This is a genomic window from Lewinella cohaerens DSM 23179 (genome assembly GCF_000379805.1).
In the GTDB taxonomy this organism is placed as follows: domain Bacteria; phylum Bacteroidota; class Bacteroidia; order Chitinophagales; family Saprospiraceae; genus Lewinella; species Lewinella cohaerens.
The window spans coordinates 69,375-90,064 of sequence record NZ_KB903541.1; the positions used below are offsets into that span (position 1 = coordinate 69,375).

Annotated in this window: 20 protein-coding genes; 10 read left to right on the forward strand and 10 right to left on the reverse strand. The window is 46.3% G+C overall.

Going from position 1 to position 20,690, the window contains the following annotated elements; translation table 11 throughout:
• Positions 1 to 110: 110 nt before the first annotated feature.
• A complete protein-coding gene (locus A3EU_RS0110860; RefSeq protein ID WP_020536188.1) occupies positions 111 to 560 on the reverse strand; it encodes a GatB/YqeY domain-containing protein in 450 nt (149 codons plus the stop codon).
• A 402-nt stretch (positions 561 to 962) separates the two neighbouring features.
• On the opposite strand from A3EU_RS0110860, the gene A3EU_RS0110865 reads away from it, so the two are divergent.
• The 3 genes from A3EU_RS0110865 to A3EU_RS0110875 all read left to right on the forward strand — a co-directional run bounded on the left by A3EU_RS0110865 (position 963) and on the right by A3EU_RS0110875 (position 5,000).
• A complete protein-coding gene (locus tag A3EU_RS0110865) occupies positions 963 to 3,179 on the forward strand; it encodes a serine hydrolase domain-containing protein (RefSeq protein ID WP_020536189.1) in 2,217 nt (738 codons plus the stop codon).
• A gap of 75 nt (positions 3,180 to 3,254) precedes the next feature.
• Positions 3,255 to 4,331 carry a 4-hydroxythreonine-4-phosphate dehydrogenase PdxA gene (gene pdxA, locus A3EU_RS0110870; protein WP_020536190.1) on the forward strand — a complete coding sequence of 359 codons (1,077 nt, stop codon included), beginning with the start codon at positions 3,255 to 3,257 and terminating at the stop codon, positions 4,329 to 4,331.
• 9 nt (positions 4,332 to 4,340) lie between these two features.
• On the forward strand, positions 4,341 to 5,000 hold the full coding sequence (locus A3EU_RS0110875; protein ID WP_020536191.1) for a lipoprotein signal peptidase: 660 nt from the start codon (positions 4,341 to 4,343) through the stop codon (positions 4,998 to 5,000).
• Between the two features lie 11 nt (positions 5,001 to 5,011).
• Here A3EU_RS0110875 and A3EU_RS0110880 read toward each other — a convergent pair whose 3' ends face one another.
• The 4 genes from A3EU_RS0110880 to A3EU_RS0110895 form a co-directional block, all read right to left on the reverse strand.
• Positions 5,012 to 5,341: an ArsR/SmtB family transcription factor gene (locus tag A3EU_RS0110880; protein ID WP_020536192.1), complete on the reverse strand. Its 330-nt coding sequence runs from the start codon at positions 5,339 to 5,341 to the stop codon at positions 5,012 to 5,014.
• Between the two features lie 483 nt (positions 5,342 to 5,824).
• On the reverse strand, positions 5,825 to 6,169 hold the full coding sequence (locus A3EU_RS0110885) for an ArsR/SmtB family transcription factor (RefSeq protein ID WP_020536193.1): 345 nt from the start codon (positions 6,167 to 6,169) through the stop codon (positions 5,825 to 5,827).
• Positions 6,170 to 6,342: 173 nt separating this feature from the next.
• The gene (locus A3EU_RS0110890) at positions 6,343 to 7,143 is read right to left on the reverse strand and encodes a hypothetical protein (protein ID WP_020536194.1); all 801 of its coding nucleotides are present in this window, start codon (positions 7,141 to 7,143) and stop codon (positions 6,343 to 6,345) included.
• A gap of 12 nt (positions 7,144 to 7,155) precedes the next feature.
• Positions 7,156 to 7,485 (reverse strand): MGMT family protein, encoded by a 330-nt coding sequence (locus tag A3EU_RS0110895; protein WP_020536195.1) that lies wholly within the window; start codon positions 7,483 to 7,485, stop codon positions 7,156 to 7,158.
• 109 nt (positions 7,486 to 7,594) lie between these two features.
• Between A3EU_RS0110895 and trpF the strand changes: the two genes are divergently transcribed.
• The 4 genes from trpF (at position 7,595) to A3EU_RS34545 (ending at position 11,711) form a co-directional block, all read left to right on the forward strand.
• Complete coding sequence (gene trpF, locus A3EU_RS0110900) at positions 7,595 to 8,245, forward strand: phosphoribosylanthranilate isomerase (protein ID WP_020536196.1); 651 nt, start codon at positions 7,595 to 7,597, stop codon at positions 8,243 to 8,245.
• Complete coding sequence (locus A3EU_RS0110905; RefSeq protein WP_020536197.1) at positions 8,242 to 9,690, forward strand: TrkH family potassium uptake protein; 1,449 nt, start codon at positions 8,242 to 8,244, stop codon at positions 9,688 to 9,690. Before trpF ends, A3EU_RS0110905 begins: the two co-directional genes overlap by 4 nt.
• Positions 9,691 to 9,793: 103 nt before the next feature.
• A complete protein-coding gene (gene mtnA / locus A3EU_RS0110910) occupies positions 9,794 to 10,888 on the forward strand; it encodes an S-methyl-5-thioribose-1-phosphate isomerase (RefSeq protein WP_020536198.1) in 1,095 nt (364 codons plus the stop codon).
• 313 nt (positions 10,889 to 11,201) lie between these two features.
• Complete coding sequence (locus A3EU_RS34545) at positions 11,202 to 11,711, forward strand: hypothetical protein (RefSeq protein ID WP_020536199.1); 510 nt, start codon at positions 11,202 to 11,204, stop codon at positions 11,709 to 11,711.
• Between the two features lie 141 nt (positions 11,712 to 11,852).
• Here the strand turns inward: A3EU_RS34545 and A3EU_RS0110920 are convergent, their stop codons facing one another.
• Together A3EU_RS0110920 and A3EU_RS0110925 are read right to left on the reverse strand one after the other, a co-directional pair.
• On the reverse strand, positions 11,853 to 12,296 hold the full coding sequence (locus tag A3EU_RS0110920; protein WP_020536200.1) for a GNAT family N-acetyltransferase: 444 nt from the start codon (positions 12,294 to 12,296) through the stop codon (positions 11,853 to 11,855).
• Positions 12,297 to 12,395: 99 nt separating this feature from the next.
• A complete protein-coding gene (locus tag A3EU_RS0110925) occupies positions 12,396 to 14,789 on the reverse strand; it encodes a WD40 repeat domain-containing protein (protein ID WP_020536201.1) in 2,394 nt (797 codons plus the stop codon).
• A gap of 162 nt (positions 14,790 to 14,951) precedes the next feature.
• Here A3EU_RS0110925 and A3EU_RS0110930 point away from each other — a divergent pair, with 162 nt between their 5' ends.
• Positions 14,952 to 15,563 carry a class II aldolase/adducin family protein gene (locus tag A3EU_RS0110930; protein ID WP_020536202.1) on the forward strand — a complete coding sequence of 204 codons (612 nt, stop codon included), beginning with the start codon at positions 14,952 to 14,954 and terminating at the stop codon, positions 15,561 to 15,563.
• Here the strand turns inward: A3EU_RS0110930 and rfaD are convergent.
• The 3 genes from rfaD to A3EU_RS0110945 form a co-directional block, all read right to left on the reverse strand.
• Positions 15,536 to 16,501, reverse strand: a complete 966-nt coding sequence (gene rfaD, locus A3EU_RS0110935) for an ADP-glyceromanno-heptose 6-epimerase (protein WP_020536203.1) — start codon at positions 16,499 to 16,501, stop codon at positions 15,536 to 15,538. The two genes, A3EU_RS0110930 and rfaD, sit on opposite strands and share 28 nt — an antisense overlap.
• 51 nt (positions 16,502 to 16,552) lie before the next feature.
• Positions 16,553 to 16,939, reverse strand: coding sequence for an adenosylmethionine decarboxylase (gene speD, locus A3EU_RS0110940; RefSeq protein WP_020536204.1), 387 nt, complete (start codon positions 16,937 to 16,939; stop codon positions 16,553 to 16,555).
• Between the two features lie 121 nt (positions 16,940 to 17,060).
• Positions 17,061 to 18,617 carry a polyamine aminopropyltransferase gene (locus A3EU_RS0110945; RefSeq protein WP_020536205.1) on the reverse strand — a complete coding sequence of 519 codons (1,557 nt, stop codon included), beginning with the start codon at positions 18,615 to 18,617 and terminating at the stop codon, positions 17,061 to 17,063.
• A gap of 103 nt (positions 18,618 to 18,720) precedes the next feature.
• On the opposite strand from A3EU_RS0110945, the gene A3EU_RS0110950 reads away from it, so the two are divergent.
• Positions 18,721 to 19,254: a Cj0371 family chemotaxis-regulating polar lipoprotein gene (locus A3EU_RS0110950; protein WP_020536206.1), complete on the forward strand. Its 534-nt coding sequence runs from the start codon at positions 18,721 to 18,723 to the stop codon at positions 19,252 to 19,254.
• Entirely contained in the window at positions 19,217 to 20,431 is a 1,215-nt protein-coding gene (locus tag A3EU_RS0110955; RefSeq protein WP_026211337.1) for a glutathionylspermidine synthase family protein, read from the forward strand. Before A3EU_RS0110950 ends, A3EU_RS0110955 begins: the two co-directional genes overlap by 38 nt.
• The last annotated feature ends 259 nt before the right edge of the window (positions 20,432 to 20,690 follow it).

The following is a 20,690-nucleotide window of genomic DNA, read 5'->3' on the forward strand; positions in this document are numbered from 1 at the left end:
AACCCCATGATTTCACTAATATAAATCACGGGGTTTCGTTTTTAACGATAAGCTTTGCGGTTGGTCAGCACGGATTTTGATGACAATCAAAATTCAGGATGACCCATGACTTATGAGTTCAGCAAAGCCTTGACTTTAGTAGAAATGGCTTTACCATCCGCTTTGCCTGCAAAGGCTTTACTAGCGGCACCCATCACTTTGCCCATGTCTTTCATACTGGTAGCGCCTACCTTTTGGATGATTTCCTTGATGCGGGTTTCCAGCTCCTCGTCGCTCATCTGTTCGGGGAGGTAGCGCTGGATAACTTCAATTTCTTCCCGCTCCTTAAGGGCCAAGTCTTCGCGATTTTGGTCTTCAAAGATTTTTAGAGATTCCTGGCGCTGTTTAATCAGCTTTTGCAGCATCTTAATTTCAGTAGCGCTATCAATCTCCTTGCCCGTTCCATCGGTTTTAGCCATAGTAATGGCTGTTTTAATGGCCCGAACTCCTCGAAGTGCGGCCTGATCTTTGGCTTTCATGGCAGTTTTGAGATCCTGCATGATCGTTTGCTCTAAACTCATTGTTTATGGTCAATTAAAAATCCAATATATTTAACGTCAGCAACACGGTAATGGTTCCAAAGGTAACTTTTTAGGCGCTTTTAGGGGTCGACGAATAATAAGTTCCCCATTTCAGGCTAGCCATTGTGGGTGCTGAACGAGGCGCGAAGACTGCGCATAGCCAAAGTTCCGCAAAGGATGAGCAACGAAGTTCAGCGACCAAAGATCAGTATTAAAGGGAGGAAGTTATTATTCGCCAACCCCTTAGTCTTTGAATCCCTATACTTTACTATTGAAAGGGCGCGAAGCGATCTAGATCCATGTATCGACAGAAGGCCCAAAAGGGGCACAATGCGGTATGCTTGTTGCAAAGCTCAATTTTACTATTTTGAGGCCGTAATATTCGTTAAATAAATTCTACCAATGATATCCTTGCTTCGCTATTTACACTTGCCGTTATTGTTTGCTTTTTTGCTTGTAAACACACTTGGCGCCCAAACTACCAATCCCGAATTTGATTCGCTTTTCGCAGAAAAACTTCAGCAAAAATTAACAGAGCTGGGAGACCAAGGAGATTATCGTGGCCTATCAGCATCCGTGTTGGTTCCCGGCCAGGGAATATGGACAGGGGCTTATGGATTGGCGGCACCGGGGGTACCCATGGAGACCAATATGCGACTGGGTATCGCCAGTAACTCAAAAGCGATCACTGCTGGATTACTACTGAAATTGCAAGACGAAGGACTGCTTGATTTAGATGATCCGATATCGCTGTACCTTCCTGATTATCCACAGGTAGACGGCAATATTTCAATCCGAGCCTTGCTCAATCACAGTACAGGCCTCTTTGATTTTATCAATGACTGGTCTGGAGCTACCCAAACGGCTTACGGAGCTGACGACGACCGGGTTTGGTCTTTGGCCGATTTAATGGCCACGCTGGGAATGCCCTATTTTGGTGTTGGTGAGCAATTTGATTATTCAAATACCAATTTTCTGGTGGCAGGCTTGGTCGCTGAAGCTGCCGGAGGGGCTACTTTGGGGCAACTTTATCATCAGTATCTCTTTGACCCACTAGATTTGGACATGGCTTACCCGCCACATGATGATGTCTTTGCTCAGCCTTATGCCAACCTTTGGAATACTGCCGGCACGAGTGTAAGCCTGGACGGTAACGGTGAGCGTACTTTCCTCACCTTCCCTGCCAGCGCCGGAGCCATTTGGTCTACCCCTTATGATTTGGTACGGTGGTACGAGGCACTCTTTAATTCAGACTGGCTAGAAGAACCTTCCAGCGAAGACTTACGCTATCGCGATGGATATATCGCCTATACCACCGGGGTAAGGGTGCGTAATGATCTCGGGCACTCCTTTTATTACCACGCCGGGGCCTGGGGCTTTCGCTCCTATTTGTTGTATGACCCTCGCACGGGGATTTCGGTGGCAATGATCAGCAATCAGTATGGTACGTCGGTAACGGCATCGGCTATCGATCTTTTTGCGGAAGCCCTTGCAGAATTGCCGGAACCTAATCGGGATGTAGGATTGGTAGATGTACTGCCAGTAGGAACGACTTGTTTTGCTGATGAACCTTTTATTCTCGTAAGAAATGAAGGCTTGGAGATCATAACGTCACTGCAAGCAGGGGTAGGCTTAGATGGCACTTGGCAGGATACACTCACTGTTGATGTGGGGGGCGGATTGGCACCTGGTGGCCAATTGTTTGTCAATCTACCATTTAGCCTAGGCAATACAGAAGAGGGCAAAAGAACCTTTCAGGTAGAGTTGATCACCGAAACACCGGATGATATTCCCAATAACAATTACCGAAATGTAGCTTTTGCGAGGGAAGATGGCACAGGGCTAGCGCTTCCTTTTACCGAAGATTTTGAAGGAACAACGAATCTACCTTCTTCGTTAATCAGCCGGCAAAGCGATAATTTATTGGATTGGACGATTACCAAGTTTGCTTCAGCTACAGGAGAACAAAGCCTGGCTCGCATCAATTATTACGATGGCAATATCGGCCAGAAATACGCTTTTGACCTACCTTTGTTGCACATTGATGATCAGGGAGCGATGCTCTCTTTTTCTTATGCGCATACTATTTATCCAGGTGTCGGACGGGAAGATTTACGTGGCTATGTTTCCACGAACTGTGGTGCTAATTTTGAACTTCTTTTTGAATTAAACAACAATGATTTGGCGACGGCACCGCAATCTACAGCGCTTTTCTTGCCAACACAAGACCAGTGGGCTACCCATCAGGTCGATTTAAGCTCCTTTGCAGGCGAAGATGTGTTGATTCGTTTTGAACTGGAGAATGAATTCGGAAACCTCACTTATCTCGATGATATTACGGTAGATATTCCGACAGCGATGGCAGAATTGATAAACGCAGATATTCGCCTCATTCCTAATCCTGCCCGTCAGAGCGTAGGGGTCTATTTCTCCGAAAATGATCAAGTCAGATTCTGTCAACTGCTGGATGCTTATGGGCGAGTATTGCATACCGAAGAGGTCGCTGTCAATGCTGCCGAAGTAATCATCGACCGGGCGAACTTGCCTGCGGGGACTTATTTCGTGAAACTTTTAACCGATAATGCTGTAGTAGGAATTCAGCGACTACTATTTTTCTAGGGATTCTTCACTTTGTTGTCGGTATACCTGAAAGCAAGAAAATCTCCTATCTTTACGCTTCCAAAAATAAGATTCATGCATAAGCCCAAAATAGGCATTAGTATAGGCGACATCAATGGCATTGGCCCCGAGGTAATTATAAAAACGTTAGGAGATGATCGTATCCTAAATCAGTGTACACCGGTGATTTACGGGTCGAGTAAAGTGATGTCTTATCATAAGAATATAGTCAACCCTGATTTTCATTTTCATGCTTGCCGCGATGTTGAGAGTATTGCAACAGGAAAGGTTAATGTTTTCAACTGTTGGCAAGAAACAGTCAATATTGAGCTTGGGCAAGCGAATACAGAAAGTGGCCAGTACGCCGCAATTGCTTTGGAGCGCGCCGTAATTGATCTCAAAGAAAATAGAATTGACGCGTTGGTCACAGCCCCCATTAATAAGCACGCGATGCAATTGGGGGGAGGTTTCCCATTCCCTGGCCATACCGAATACATTACGGATCAGCTTGGAGCCAAACAGAGTTTGATGTTTATGGTGAGTGATAGCCTCCGGATTGGCTTGGTGACGAACCATGTACCCGTTTCTGAGATTGCTCACTTACTCAGCAAAGAGTTGATTATAGAGAAATTGAGATTGATGCACCACACGCTGAAAATGGATTTTGGGCTAGAACGGCCAACCATCGCGGTTTTGGGGCTAAATCCTCATGCTGGCGACAATGGCCTGTTGGGAGATGCCGAGGAGAAAATTATTCGTCCGGCAGTGGTTGAGGCGAAGAAAAACGGTGTTCTTGCAGTAGGGCCTTTCTCTGCGGATGGTTTCTTTGGCGCAGGGCAATACAAGAAATTTGATGGTATCCTGGCCATGTATCATGACCAAGGGTTAATACCCTTTAAGTTGCTGGCTTTTGGTCATGGAGTGAATTATACTGCGGGGCTTTCAGGCATCAGAACATCTCCTGATCACGGCACTGCTTATGGCTTGGCGGGTAAGAACGAAGCTGACCCGGCTAGCTTTCGGGAGGCTCTCTTTCAGGCGATTGACATTTCTCGACAACGTAGTGTTTACTTGGAAATGCATGAAAATCCATTGAAAGTAAAAGCTAAAAAAACAGCTACGGAAGAAGAGGAAGAAATTATTCCAGAATAAACCTTATTTGTGAAGAATTCTACCTTGGTTGCCGGGATTGTTGTATTGGTTTTGATCGTTGATCAAATGATCAAAATTTGGGTAAAAACCAATATGCTTTATGGCGAAATGATTCCCATTTTTGGTTGGGACAGAGCGCTCATTCATTTTGTGGAAAATGAGGGTATGGCCTTCGGGCAACGGTTTAATATTCCTCACGGCAAGCTGATCCTCAGTTTGTTTAGAATTGTAGCGGCTACTTTTCTGGTTTTCTTCCTGCGGAGTTTACTACGCACACCGGGGATCACCAAGGGTTTGTACATAAGCTTCGCGCTGATCCTTGCGGGTGCTTTAGGAAATATCATTGACAGCACCTTTTATGGAATGCTTTTCTCGGCTTCCTATGCACATGGTTTGCCAGCGGAATTTTTACCTCCAGGTGGTGGATACGGTACTTTCCTTCATGGAAAAGTCGTCGATATGTTTTATTTCCCGCTCTTTGAAGTGCAGCTCCCTGCATGGATTCCCCGTTTTGGTGGAGAATCCATGTTGTTCTTTGGTCCGGTATTTAACCTTGCTGATGTAGCGATTAGTTGGGGAGTAGCACAAATACTTTTCTTTCACCGTGGATTTTTCCATAACCCACCAGCTACAGAAGCCAACCAGCCACAAAAAGAAGAGGAGGAATAGGATAGCACGTACTAATAGTCGGTTTCAAAATCTTCGATAAAACCCCTCACAGAATTAATGGTTTCTCCCAGTTTATCGTAGGCAATCTCGTAAACGACGTATTTACCTTTTCTATTCGTATCAACAAGGTTAGCTAAACGGAGAATGCGTAAATGCTGAGAAGTGATAGATTGTTCCAGCTGTAACGTATTGTATATTTTATTGACATTGACGGAGCCGTGTTTATCAATAAACGATAAGATTTTCATACGTAAAGGGTGCGCCAGTGCACGTAGAATTTCGGATGACACTTCTAGTTTCTCATCGTCGATAAAGACTCTGTTGTTCGTTTTTTTGCTCATAGTAAACACAATTAGAAAGTTAGGCACAGGCGTTAACCTGACCTCTTCCCTTAGGTAAGTGGGACGTAATTTGTTACTTAATTAGTAGCCTTAAATTGTGTTTGCTGCGTGGGTCAAAAAAATACGACTGAGAAAAGAGATGCTTAATCTTATTGTATCAGTGATATTGATAATAAAGATTAAACGTGTTCAAGCAAAGATCGTATAAATTATCGTTTTTACAAAAACTAAGCTGGATTTTGCCATTAGGAGTGCATTTGACGTAGGCAAAGTCTATGTGGAAGGGCGGCTTTGTATTCGGAGTAACTCGGTAAGAAAACGTAAGCTGGGCTTTAGCCAAGGGCATTCCTTCGGAGCAGCCCGGCTAAAATTACCATTATAGATAAGTCAAATAAAAAATCCCGACAGTTGATCAAAGTCAAAGGTCGGGAGTTTTTTTAGTGTTCTGGTATGAACAGTAACTCTTTTACAAAAAGGTTGGCTTTAGCTAGCTGCTAATTCTTCGACTAATTTGCCGATTTGAGCTAAACGATCCTGGTCTAAAGCATAATAAATATACTTTCCTTGTCGCTCGGTATCTACTACTCCAGCACGCCGTAAAATAGCGAGGTGTTGAGAAGCTACCGATTGTTCCAAGCGCAGGCTTACGTAAATGTCCGTAACGGCCATGCTCCCGTTTTCGTCAAGCAGGTTGATAATTTGTTGGCGCAACTTATGGTTGACCGCCCGCAAAACAATCACTGCTTTACGTAACTCGGCATAATCCAACTGGATATTATCGTCTCCTTTGTTGGTTAAAGTTACCGATTCAATCTTCTGTTTTTCCATCGGCTGGATTTTTTGCATTAGAAAAATGGCACATCCAACTTGACAGAACCAAATACCGTACCAATTTTCTCTCAAAGCTCTTTTAAAATAAAAATTACTCCGTTGCAATAGCAAAGAAGTAGAAACAAATATACAAAAAAATGGGAGCCTGTTGCGATAAATTTACGCTTTCACTACTCCCTGCTTTCCAATGCTAAACTTAAGCTGCTGAGATACTGGGCTGTAGTCTTCTTGGGGACGAGCCCAAATTTAAGAGAGGCTTGATCCAGAAGGTTTAATGCGAAAAAATTATAGTTAAATTGATGAGATAAGCCCTCTGTAAGTTGTTTGCGCTCTTTTTTCATCAAAACCAATTCTGTTGTTGCCAAATTGTTTTCACCCCCAGCGTTAACATAGGTATCTAAACGATGTTCGGCTGCTTCCATCGCGTCAGCTAAGGTGGTCAGTGCTTCTTGAGCATCGTGCAAAATCTGCCTTTGCAACAAAAGATCGGCTTTCACTTGCTCTATTTCTCGCTTAACTTCCAGGTCTGTTTTATTAGGGGCATAATAATGCTCGTCGATCTCATCATTAAATTGTTTTAAGCAAGTAAGGTGTTGCTGCGCCAATGTTTTCATAGGGACGATAATGGCGCTGAATTTATCCTGTAATAAACGAAAATATTTACGCTCGCCCGCTAAACTGGGCTGTTGGTGCTCGTCCTCTACTTTGATGAGGAATTTTAGCCAATTCTGCTTTACAATATTGGATACCTGATGATCAACAACCCGTAATCGAGAAAGTAACTGCCCAAACGCAGTAGCTTGTTGAGCAAAAGCTCCACAGCGAGCCAGCAACTCTTCCAGTGCTGGTGTGAGATCGCCCTCTTCAAGTGGGGGGAGGTTAGAAAAATCCAAACCTTCCTTCTGCGTGGGCGCAGCTTTTTTAGCGGGTTGTTTTTCTTCCCCAAAGGCTGATTCATAAGGGTTGGACATGAACGGTTACTTTTATTCTAAGAAACTGACGGGTGACCAAAATAGCTGGTCAAAATTTACGACTTTATCATCAATTACCACAATGCCTTCTGCTTCCAGGCGCTCTTGCATAAGGGTGGGCGTCGAGAAATGCCCGCGGCCACTAAGCTCTCCCTTGCGGTTAACTACTCGGTGCGCCGGCACATCTCCGATATGTAAACCTGCACTTAAGGCCCAGCCCACCATTCGGGCTGACCCCAAAGACAGGAAGTTGGCAATGGCACCATAATTTGTGATTCTCCCTTCGGGAATTAAACGGACTACATCGTAAACGTTCTCGTAATACTTTGGAAGTTCTTTCATTTGACTACTCACAATTATTCTCAAAGATCACATTTTTTGCGCATACTTTCGACTGGTCATTATGTACCTTTGCGCCATTTATTGGAGGAAAGTTCCAAATTGTATAAATATGTTGAGTACCAAAGTTAAAGCCAGTGCCATTACCCACCTCACCGATGCGCGCTATTTCGCAGCTTGGGAAACGAACTGGCTCGGATTTATGCTTTCTCCGGGAACGGAAGAATCCGTAGACCTACAGTTGGTTGCTGCCCTTAGAGAATGGGTGGATGGGGTGAAAATTTGTGGAGAGTTCAGCTTGGCGACTTTGCCAGAAATCGAAGCAGCGATAGAGGTGCTTGGTTTGGAAACCGTCCAGCTCGGAATGCTGACGCCGCTAGAGAACTTGCAGGCTTTGAAGGGAAAGGTAGAGATCATTCAGGAGATCGTTGTAGAGGCATACATCACGGCAGAAGAGTTGTCTGCTTTGATGGAAGAACGTAAGGATGCTGTAGATTACTTCTTGCTGCAATTTAATAAAGGCGGCCTCACCTGGCCCGATATTCAAGAAGGAACACCTTTTGGAGCAGACCAGCTGGAGGCATGGGCAAAGCAATACCCACTGTTGGTTGATCTACCATTGGAAGGAACCCCACCCACACAGTTTTTAGAACAAATAAAAGTAGAAGGGTTCAGCGTACAAGGTGCAGCAGAAGAAAAAGTAGGCGTAAAAAGCTTTGATGAATTAGACGACTTCTTTGAAGACTTAGAAGTATTAATATGATCAATTATCGGATTATTAGCCGTGTCCTGGGGGTACTTTTACTCCTCATAGGACTATTGATGTGGACAGGGATTCCCATTTCCTGGTATTACGAGAGTAAGGACATGGAACCGCTTGTTTGGTCAGGGCTGGTATGTCTGCTTTGTGGCGGCTTGTTGCGTCTACCAAAATTAGGAGACGATCGCTCCGTCAAGAAAAGAGAAGGCTATTTGATTGTGGCGCTAGGCTGGTTGGTAATGGTGCTTTTCGGAATGTTACCTTACCTGTTTAGTGGCGTTATCCCTACCGTCCCGGAAGCTATCTTTGAATCGGTTTCGGGAATGACCACCACCGGTGCTTCAGTACTTACGGACATTGAAGCCCAACCACTAGGCATTTTATACTGGCGAAGCCTCACCCAGTGGATCGGCGGAATGGGGATTATTGTGCTGACCGTTGCAATCTTTCCTTTGTTGGGGATTGGTGGTGTAGAGCTATTTGTAGCCGAGGCCCCTGGGCCCACCAGTGATAAACTACACCCCCGGATCAGCGAAACCGCCAAGCGGCTCTGGTTGATTTATGTAGGTTTAACTTTTGTCCTTACCATAATCCTTTTCTTAGAGGGCATGTCGCCATACGAGGCCGTCAATCATGCACTTACGACCATGGCTACAGGTGGTTTCTCTACACGTAATAGCAGTATGGCTGCTTTCTCTCCGATAATCCAGTATACCGTTTGTTTTTTTATGTTCCTTGCAGGGACCAACTACACTATTATCTACTTTGGTTTGAAGGGGAAGTTGCGAAGAATATGGTCCAGTGACGAATTCAAGGCCTATACTTTTTTGGTCTTGTTTTTCAGCTTGGTCGTAACAATAGCAGTTCATGCCGCTGCCGATATCACTTGGGAACAAGCCTTCAGAGACAGTAGTTTTCAAATCGTATCGTTGATTACCACGACCGGCTTTGTCTCTGCAGACTACACCAGTTGGTCTGTGGGCTTGACGCTTTTCTTCTTTATTTTGCTGTTCATGGGAGCTTGTGCTGGGTCCACCAGTGGAGGCATAAAGGTTATTAGGCATTTGGTCTTCTTCAAAAACTCCCTCTTGGAGTTCAAGCGTATTATTCACCCAAGAGCAGTGGTGCCTTTACGGCTAAACGGAGACATCGTCAAAGGGCGAATTATAACCCACATTATCATTTTCCTTTTACTCTACCTCTCGTTATTCGTGTTGGGTTCGCTGGTGCTCGCCGCTATGGGCTTGGACTTTATGACAGCGATTGGAGCCGTCGCAACTTGTTTGGGTAACGTAGGCCCAGGTATTGGAAAAGTAGGCCCAGTTGATAATTTCGCCTGGTTGTCAAGTGAAATAAAATTGGTGCTCAGTTTTCTGATGTTGCTTGGGCGCTTAGAACTGTTTACGATTCTGGTGCTGTTTACGCCTTATTTTTGGAAAGCTAATTAAGTGAAATACGCATTGATGCATTTCCTGAAAGGGATGCTTAACCAACAATAAAAAGCTCTGCGCCTCTGCGCCTCTGCGTGAGATACACTAATAAATAAATACGATGACCCCTATACAAACCATCTGGCTCGACCCTCAAGATCCCACAACCGTATGGATTATTGACCAAAGGGCCTTGCCCCATGAGCTAGTGCATGAACCGCTGAAGACCACGGCACAAGCGGCAGTAGCGATCAAAGAGATGCACGTACGCGGAGCACCCTTGATTGGTGCTACGGCAGCCTGGGGACTGTATCTTGCGATGCTGGAATACCAGGGCGCTGTTGATTTCGATAATTACCTGGCTCAGGTCATTGACCAATTGCAAAATACTCGCCCTACAGCGGTCGACCTATTCAATGCATTAGAAGCTTCTCAGCTAAGTATCCGGGCGGCAGCTCCCCATGATCGCGTAGCCGTTGCTCGGCAAGCTGCCGAAGATTTTGCCACCGCCAGCGCTGCCCAATGCCGCGCCATCGGAGTGCATGGTCTGGAAGTATTGCGGGATATTGCAGCTACCAAGCCCGGTGAAACCATCAATATCCTCACGCATTGCAACGCCGGGAAGTTGGCTTGTATTGATTACGGTACCGCCACAGCTCCTATTTATCTAGCGCATGAGAAAGGCTTACCTATACACGTATGGGTAGACGAAACCCGCCCCCGCAACCAAGGCGCTCGCCTCACAGCTTATGAACTAGCGGCAGCGGGCATCCCTCACACCGTCATTGTCGACAATCTGGGAGGACACCTCATGCAGCACGGTATGGTCGATGTGGTCTTCGTCGGTACCGACCGCACTACCCGTCAAGGCGATGTGGCCAACAAAATTGGTACCTACCTCAAAGCCCTGGCCGCCCACGACAATGGCGTTCCTTTTTACGTCGGCTTACCCACCAGCACCATCGATTGGACCATCCGCGACGGCCTCCGCGAAATTCCCATTGAGGAACGCGGCGGCGACGAAGTCACCCATATCCAGGGAAGACTCGATAATAAAAATCAATGGGTACAGCTTACACCTGACGCCAGCCCCGGTCTCAATTACGGCTTCGACGTCACGCCAGCTCGCCTGGTCACGGGCCTCATTACGGAGCGGGGTATTTGCGCGGCGAGTGAAGAAGGGTTGCTGGGCTTGTTTCCGGAAGGGGAGGGGTAAGGCTTTTCCTTAAAGCATAAAATCATAAACATAAAGACTAGTTAACCAGTTAATTGGTTTTTACGTTGGGGCCATAGCGGCGCTGCGCGCGCTACCGGGTGCTTCGTTCTTAGTGCCTGCTGCGCGTCACTACCACTGCGCCCCCTTGTCCTTGCGCCCTCCGGGCACCGAGCTCCGGCCGCTGGCCTTCGCGGGTGACAAAGCAAGCGATAAACTAAGTAACGGTCGAATAATTAATCCCCGGTTTTAGTGAAGACCTAAATGATTATGATAATGAGATATTTCAAACGAAAAGCCAAAATTTCAAAAGAAAATGCCAGCTAATAAATTCCCGATAGCGATCCTTTTGATACTATCACTAATCATGGCCCTATGTATATCTGCACAATCGCAAAGCTATTATTCTCACTATCACCCATTTGATAGTACAGGGATATTTAAGGAAAAGGTAGTTGTTCCTTTTGACTCAATAAGTTTCTGGGTTCCAGCAGAAGGCAGAAAAGGGCCTCCAACAGGTCTAGATAGTTTATCTCTGGAGAAGATAGATTACTTGGCTAGCCTTTTAGAGGGTAACCATAAGTTAGTTATGAGAGTACTACTTTACGATGATTTTTATCTACAGGAAAACTATCAATTTCATAGTGTATACTTCACCTACATGCGGGCTCAAAGAGTTCTCCGTAAAGTACAGAGGAAAAGCATAGATAGACAGCGGATTGAATTTTACTATACGAGTGAGATTCCTGGAGGGTTTAGGCATGAAGAACTTCTCTCGACGGATAAACGGCTGGAATTTTGGGTATATGAATTGCCAGATATCTAGCGTGCGCTAGGCGTTGAGTACATTTGCGGATAATTACGGAGAGAGATTTTAGGGGGATGTGCCTTCCGTTAAGAAAAGGAGATTAGCATTAGAAAATGCCTTCATTCAAATAGGCTAAGAACTTGCTTGGAGCGTAATTTTCTACTCATTATTCGTCCACTCATAAAAATTACTCCCTTCATTCTGCTGAAAACCCGCCCGTGGGTAGAGGCGATTACCAATGGTATTGCTCTTTTCTGTTTCCAGCATTACCCCACAGGCCTTGGTTTCTCGGCAGAGGACTTTTGCTTGGTCAAGCAATTGGAGAGAAAGCCCCTGGCCACGCTGTGCCGGGTGTACAAAAAGATCGTTGAGGAGCCACAGGCGGCGCATGCGTGTAGAAGAAAAAATAGGATAAAGCTGTGTGAACCCTACTAGTTTTCCTTCGATTTCGGCCACATAAATAACGGAATCCCCCAAAGTAAGCCTGTCCTTTAAAAACTGTTCAGCAGCAGGTAAATCCGACTCTTTGCGATAGAAGACACGGTATTGGTCAAAAAGATTGGCCAATGCAGAGAGGTCGGATAGCGTAGCGGATCGAATCATTACAAGGGTGTTAAAATGAATCTCCCCAACTTTACGATTTGCAAAATTGGGGAGACCATTGATTAAAAACTAGTACTGTGGAGGCAAACCTCACATTAATTACTCTCCCGCCGCCGCAGAAAAAGCTTTGGCCATTTTTTCGTCGGCAGCTTTAGCTGCTGTATCCACCTGAGCCGCTGCCCGAGTTTCATAGTAATTGGCAATGGCCGTTAGTATGCCAGCATCACCACCTGCCTTAAGCTTTGTAGCAGTAGCTGAATCATTCAGAAAAATCTTTTCCAGTTGATAACGCAGCACATCGTTCTCTGAAAAGAGGTTCTCGTATTGTTCTGTGGCGATGTTTTTACGCAACTCAGAAGGGGGAAGAAGTACCTTGCCCGGAGCACCAGGTAGATAAAATCCGTTTCCTTCGGTAGACCATACCAGCGATTTAGGAGAACCATCAGTAATGGGCAGTAAGGCGATTAGTTGCTGCTTGCTAACATCCCAGATACCCATGTTCCCATCGGCACCTTGAGAAATAAGGTACTGCTGATCAGGCGACCATTCCAGGCTGACGACTTGTGCTTCGTGCCCTTGGAGCAAACCACTGGACTTGCCAGAAAGTGCAATGTAGGCACCTTGGACTTTTGCCGTTGTACCATTCTTGTTGCTAGCTTCCAACCCCGATACGTTATCAACAGATTCCAGTCCGGTTGTAGGTGCCCATTGCATCAGACTGCCATCTCTGTTTTGTACCTGTAGCTGTTGGTCACCCGTCCAATTCATAGAACCTGGTAGGGTTGGTTCACCACTAGTGAAAAGGAGTTCATTGTTGTTGGCATCCCAGAGGAAAAGGTATTCTTCAGAACTTTGTGCAGCGAGATAGCGTTGGTCGGGTGACCATTTTACGGCAAGTAAATAAGAGCCTATGTTTTCGGTTGTACCCAGTTCGTCGCCAGTAGCCGTATCCCAAAAACGCAGTAAGCCATCATCGCCAGCAGATGCGAGCACCTTGCCATCCGGCGAAAAGTCGACATCACGTACCCAGTCCGTATGGCCGCTGAGGAAGTGTTGCATTTCACCTGTATGTGCATCCCAGATGCCCACCATTTGATCGTCAGATGCGGTGGCTATCAGGTTGCCGTCGGCAGACCAGGCAATATTGCGAATCCAGTCGCTGTGCTCATTGATAGTGAATACGGAGTTACCAGCCTCCATATCAATAACTTGCAAGTTATATTCCGCATCAATAATCCCGAGGTAATCACCGGAGGGCGATGAGTGCAGCTGGAAAGCGGTAGGTAGTAAGTTGGCCAATAAAGTTTCCAGCGGGTTGTTGATACCGTCAGAAGATTGCCCCGTATTGCCATCTGGCATAAGGCGGGCAATAGGTATAGAGGTACCTAACTCATAAATGGCTAATTCGTAGGCACTGATCGCCAAAAAGCGATCTCCTTTAGGGGCATAGTCGACATCGGCCCATGAGGTCTCCGGCTCAACAGAGTTGAAAAACATCTGATCTCCACTACGAATAGTATGGATGATAATAGTACCGCTATTGTCAGCGGTAGCCAACATCTTCCCATTAGGTGACCAATCTAGGCCCATTACCCAGTTTTCATGGCCTGAGAAACTACGATCTGGAATGTTGTCGGTGGCTGGGTCGTAAAGGTAGATGTTCAGATCATCTGAGCAACTCACCAGTGCATTGCCCGATGGGGCAAAAGCAGCATCGCGGCAATAATCATCATGAGAGCGATGCGTTTTAATAAGGTTTCCTTCCGTGATAGACCAAACCGTAACGGTAGTGTCATCACTAGCAGCTGCGATCATTTTTCCATCAGCAGACCAGGAAATATTTCGTATCCAGTCAGTATGCGAAGAAAAGCTTCGTAATTGCTCCTTGGAGTTTACGTCGTAAATGAAGATGATGTTTTCATCACCTCCGGCAGCCAATTTGCTTCCGTCAGGCGACCAGGTAACGGCACGGAGATAATCATCGTGCTGCCATTGTTGGGTTACCTCCCGGGTGCTGATGTTGAAAATCCCTAAAATACCGTCAGTAGTGCCAAAGGCAATATTCTTTCCATCGGGCGACCAATTAAGGGCCAGAACATCTCCTCCAAAAACGATAGGGTATTCTTCAAATTTTCCTGTCGAACTAACCTCATACAAGCGGATATTTCCACCTGCCATAGCTGCTACTATTTGGTTGCCGTTGGGCGACCATTCTGCATCATTAAAGGTGTTTTCGGTATAATCGCCTTCATACATGTCGTACTCAGAGGTCGAATAATAGGTCTCATAAAGGAGACGCTGTAGATCGGGGTTGTCGGCGGCAAGGTAATCATAGCCCAATAGTGCTAAGCCCAGCGCCTTGGAACGGCCATCGTTTTCTGTTGCTTTCTTTACTTGTGTTTTGAGTTGTTCTATTTGTAATGCTAAGGGCTGTGCGTAAGCTAGAACAAAGAAGAGGCTTAGGCTAAGCGCTAATAAGGTTTTTTTCAACATGTTGGTTTAATTGCTTGACAAATAAAAGGAGCAGGTCCAATAATAAGGGGTGAAGTGATATACCGTTCCTAATGTTAAGAAAAGATGAAATCTCTTCTGAAATGATTTTTTGTGCCCATTTATTTCAAAAGGGCCCTAGATTTATTGTGCAAAATAAGAATAATGGACGAAGGGTATATCAAATTTCAGCCGTTTTGGACAAAAACAGCTGCATTTCCGGAAAGTGAGTTTCATGATTTGTTGAAGTACCGGCAGAGGTGCTATGAACGAAAATGGATAGGCGTGTATCCTGATGGAATTGGTTTTGGCAATATTTCGGAACGTATCACGGATAGTGAAACATTTTTTATTAGCGGTTCTGCTACAGGTAGTATTCCGATCTTGGGGCCTAAACAAGTAGCTAAAGTGACTGCGGTGGTAGCAGTTGATAACAAGTTGTGGTGTAGCGGGCCAATACTTGCTTCATCAGAAAGTATGAGCCATGCTGTGATTTACGAGCAACTGCCCTGGGTGAATGGTGTTATTCATATCCACCATTTGGGGCTTTGGCAGTATCTATTGAATAAGGTGCCTACGACTCCTGCTGATGCGCCTTACGGGTCTCCTGAAATGGTAGCTGGTATTATTCGCCTCCTTGAAACGACCGATCTACCTACACGAAAACTCTTTGTTATGGAAGGGCATGAAGAAGGAATTTTTGCGTTTGGGCAAGATTTGGAAGAGGCGTTTGGGGTATTGGAGGCAGCCTACCACACCTTATCCTCAGCCAAATAGCCTTGTACGTAATCCGCAATTCCTTCTTCGAGGGTATAATACTCATTAGGATAACCCGCCTTGTGGAGTTTGTCCATATCTGCTTCCGTAAAATATTGGTAGGTGTCGCGGATATCGAGTGGTGTATCGATGAAAGATATGTCTGGCGTCAATCCTTGCGCCTTGAAGGTGTTAGCGGCCAGGTCATAGAAAGTTCGGGCCTGACCAGTGCCTATGTTGTAAAGACCATTGGGAGCGGTATTTTGCCACAACCAGATCATCATTTTTACCACATCTTTCACGTAGATAAAATCTCGGCTTTGCTCTCCATCTTTGAAGTCAGGGCGATGGCTACGAAATAGCTTCATGGCGCCGGTTTTCTGGATTTGCCGGAAGGTGTGAAAAATAACACTGGCCATGCGACCCTTGTGATACTCATTAGGGCCATAAACATTGAAAAACTTGAGGCCGTACCAGTGGCGTGGTTGTTGATCTTGCTGCAATGCCCATTTGTCAAAGTCATTTTTCGAGCGCCCGTAAGGGTTAAGCGGCGTCAATTGATCAATAACCGAATGGTTGTCCTGATAGCCATGTTCACCCGCACCATAGGTAGCAGCACTGCTGGCATATATCAAGGGAATGTCATAGCGCTGGCAACGCTCCCACACCTGTTGGGTGTAATGAAGGTTCAGCCGGTCAAAGAGTGCTTCATCTTGCTCGGTAGTATCGGTGCGGGCACCAAGGTGAAAGATTACCTCTACGTCTTCTTGATTGGTATCCAGCCAAGCAGGAAAAATATCCCGGTCAACTTTGGCGATAAACTGCTTGTCGGTCCAGTTGCGCAGCTTGTCTTCTCGACTAAAATCATCGCTTAGAATCAGGTCTTCTCTGCCTTGTTCGTTGAGGGCTGCTATCAAACAACTACTGATAAAACCTGCCGCTCCGGTTACTACGATCATACGATTTGCTTACTTTTTTGCAAAAATACAAAAGTAAGCACGAACCCTCGGTTAGAGATTTGAAGCTGTTCTGGAGTGCTCCAGATTAAGCCCCCGAGCAAGCTCCCGTTGCCAATGCTTTTTAGACTGAAATGCGTCACATAAATAAGCAATCCCTTCTTCGAGCTTCAACGCTCCACAGGTGAAAATATCAATAGCCGCATACTGGTGTTCCGGCCAGGTATGAATAGTAAGATGGCTCTCCTGAATAACAACAACACCAGAAACACCATAGGGAGAGAAGGCATGAAATTGAGCATTAACGACCGTAGCCTCCATCCGCTCAGCAGCTTCAAGAAGAAATTTTTCTGCCTGTGCTGGTGCTTTTAGCAAATCAGCAGGGCAATCATAAAGCTCCAAAATAATATGGCGACCGAGCGCGCTGGGGTCATTTTTCATAAAAAAAACAAGTCTGTGGTAATCCTGTTTAATCCGTTTAATCCGTGTTCTATTAGGTAATTTTAGTTACTTGACATTTTTTGATGTGTTTAGGTCTAATGGTCTTAAGGAATAGCACAATTTACTGGATTTTTTCTTTGCGCCAAGTTTTCCACTCATCGAGGTAGTAGTCCAGCAGTACTGGTCGATCCAAGCTGTTAGTTCTTACTTCAGCAGGCGCGCTGATGTCTGGCGCAAACTCAAAATGGTGATCAAGGCGCCCAGCCTCAAGGTAGCGAGTGCTAACCCCGGAGGGTAGGGTAGGCTTACCCAAAGGTTGATCTGAAGCCAATACAAAGCCCCATTCTCCAAAAGAAGGGACATATATATGGTAGGGCACTATCGTAGCGTAACCAGTAGCCCGCAGCGTTTCTACAATACACCAATACGCCTTTCGGGTATGAAAAGGGCTACCAGCTTGTGTCGCAAAGATACCCCCAGGGGCCAAACTGTTTTTTGCCAATCGGAAAAAATAAGTACTATACAAGCGAGCTACCGCTTCATTGGAAGGGTCTGGCAGGTCTGCCAAGATAAGATCAAAGGTAGTCGTGTCAAAACGCAAAAAAAGCGATGCATCTTGGGCTACCGTTTTTACATTGGGGTGGGTCAATGCGTCTTCATTAACTTGTTTCAAACGTGGATGATTGATACCTAAATCAAAAACCCGTTGATCCAAATCTACAACTACAATCTCCTCCACACTAGGTAGTTTCAATACTTCTCGGGCCAGTAGGCCTTCACCACCGCCCAAAATGAGTACCCGCTTAGGTTGGCGCAAGTAACCGGCGGGGAGCAGTGCCAGACCCTCGTGATAGCGGTATTCATCTCGCGAAGAAAATTGAATGATTCGGTTGAGGTACAGCCGCGTTTCGTCCTGGTTTTTGGTAAGTACAATTTGCTGGTAAGGCGTCTGCTCAGCATGAATGATCGTATGAGAATAAGCCTGGCTTTCCCATTGCTGAAGCAGTTGCTGACTATAAAGAAGCAAAAGCGCAAAAGAGATAATGACCAGGCCCGAAATCACCCAAATACCTTTTTTCCCTTTATTGCTGGTAGCCGACCGAAAGTAGCTGTAGATAAAGAAGCCCAAGGCAATATTCAGTAATCCAAAACAGACCGAAGTACGAAACAACCCGAAAAAAGGCAGTAAAAGGAAGGGAAACAACAGCGTTGCCGCCAAAGCCCCGATATAGTCCAGGGAAAGCACATTGGCAAGGTTCGCCTTCAGGGGGTAGAATTTTTTCATAATTCGCGCCAATAGCGGAATTTCAAAACCAGTAAGGGTACCAATAACAGCCGTAAGCCCAAGCATCAAACCTTGGTATTGCCCCGCCGTGAGGTAATGGAAAGAGCCGTACAAGATCGGTACACTCGCCCCACCAACGAACCCCAGCCCCAGCTCAACCCAGATAAAACTCGTCAACAGTTTTTTATCAATAAACTTTGATAGGTAAGAACCTAGCCCCATCGCGGCCATGTAAACACCAATGGTCAGGGAAAACTGCTTGACACTATCTCCGAGAAAATACGAACTCGTCGTTGAGATCAACAACTCATAAATGATGGAACATAATCCCGCCAAAAAAACCGCAATAATCAATGCCGATTTTTCAGAGAGTTGGAAAGATTTTTTTTTCACAGCAGTCAGTTTTGAGCAATGCTAACGAATCACAAAAGTAGGGTTTATTAATCTTTCCCTATTCTTCCTATATTTGAGGAAATTAAAAGGAAAACCCTTTCTTATGTCTACTAAACGCTTAGCTCGTAATCTGTTTTTTGCACTTATCTTCACCTCTTTCGGCATGGCTGTCCTTAGCAGCTGTGGTAGTAACGTTGAATACCAAGAGGAAGAAGTTCCTACCCAAGGCTTGATCACTACCGTTCAGGAAGTGCAGCCAGATGAGTTTAAAATCGAAGATGAAGTACCCATTCCGGATACTTCCCAAAGCTTGATCATCGCCAAATACCTCGACGGTGGCATTGATACCTTTACCCTCACCGAGGCACGCCTTATGCAGTCGCAAGGCACCTCCTCGCAAGGCAGCGGTATCATGCGTGCCGCTAGCTATGGCTTCTTTGGTTATATGATTGGCCGTAGTATGAGCCGCGGTTTCCGCCCATCGGCCAGCGCCTATAGAGATCCTAATACTTATAACAGGGTCAATAACTCTACAGGCAATACCATCCGCTCTACTTCTCAAAAAGTAAGCCGCCCTAGCAGTGGCAGCCGTTCTGGTTATGGCACCAGCAAATCAAGCCGTTCTTATGGTGGATAATCGTTTGTTTCCTGCCCCCGTCCCTTCTCCGCGTTTTATGCGCAGGGAAGGGATGGAGTGGCTGTCCAGTGGCGAAAACGAAGACTATTTTGCGGACGAAATCATCGGCATCAGTGAGTCTGAGCAGCGAGCCTGGTCACAGGCTGCACAGCATTGTTTCGAAGCTTTACGAAACACCGCTCAACGAATAGCACGAGATCAAAATTGGCGCGACTTGGGCATCCCCCATAATGCCCAGCGCTTGGTAAAATACTCCATCGAAAACGAATTGGATGACTTCCTGGTCGGCCGCTTCGATTTTGCTGGAGGTTTCGGCGATTACCCCATCAAAATGCTGGAGTTTAATGCCGATACCTGCTCCCTGCTCCCGGAAACCGCACACGTACAGCGACACCTGTGGGTAGAGATGCGCAAGAAAAAAGGCAGTGGGCCTTTTGATCCATTGCTCGTAGCGCTTACCCGCCGCTTTCAGCGCCTTTTGCAGCAGCATCCCGATAAAGAACCCACCTTGCTGCTCTCGACCTTAGGGTACGAAGAAGATTGGCTCAATGTTGAAGTTTTGGCAGAAGCAGCCAAAGCCGCTGGCTTCAAAGAAGTCCATAAAGTAGCCCTGGAAGCCGTGATTTTCGATCCCGAAAATGGCGTCTTTATAGAAATAGGTCCGGATCGTTTTATCCAGTTCGATTTTTGGTACAAAATGATCCCCTGGGAGTTTTTTGCCTACGAAGAACCCGAACTAATGGGCCTCCTTACGGACCTGGTAATGGAGAACAAAATCAAAGTCGTTAACCCCGCCTGGACCATGATTATGCAGTCCAAAGGCGTATTGCCCCATGTTTTTAGGGATCATCCACAAGAGCCATCCCTGCTCAAGGCATCGTTTTCCTACACCGACTTCCCTGATGGCCGTTACGCCCGCAAACCCCTCTTCGGGCGCACCGGAGAAAACGTAGCCCTCTTTGACGGAAATGCCCGTCCAATGGCTGAAAACGACGGCGATTACAGCAATATGCCCCCTGTTTTTCAAGACCTGGCCAGCTTTGCTGTCGACGAAGATGGCCACCGCTACCAAGCCTCCGTTTTCTTTTGCGATCACCCCTGTGCTATTGGTATCCGCCGCCAAGACGACCTCATTATCGATGATGACGCCGAGTTTGTAGGTCATACGGTGCTATAAGAATCAAAGAGGTACTTATTGATATTTTGGGGCCGTAGCCGCGCTGCGCTGGCTACCGCTTGTTCCGCTCTTAGTACTTGCTGCGCTGCGCACTACCGTCCCGATGAAAGATCGGGACTCGTCCTTGCGCCATCCTGGCACCGCGCTCCGGCCTACCGGCCTGCGCGCAAAGCATCTACGGGCCACCGCCCGCCCATGTACCCCGCTGGCGGGGTCGGCTCGCAGAGACGGGGGTGGAATTCCCGCTGGCGGGGTCGGC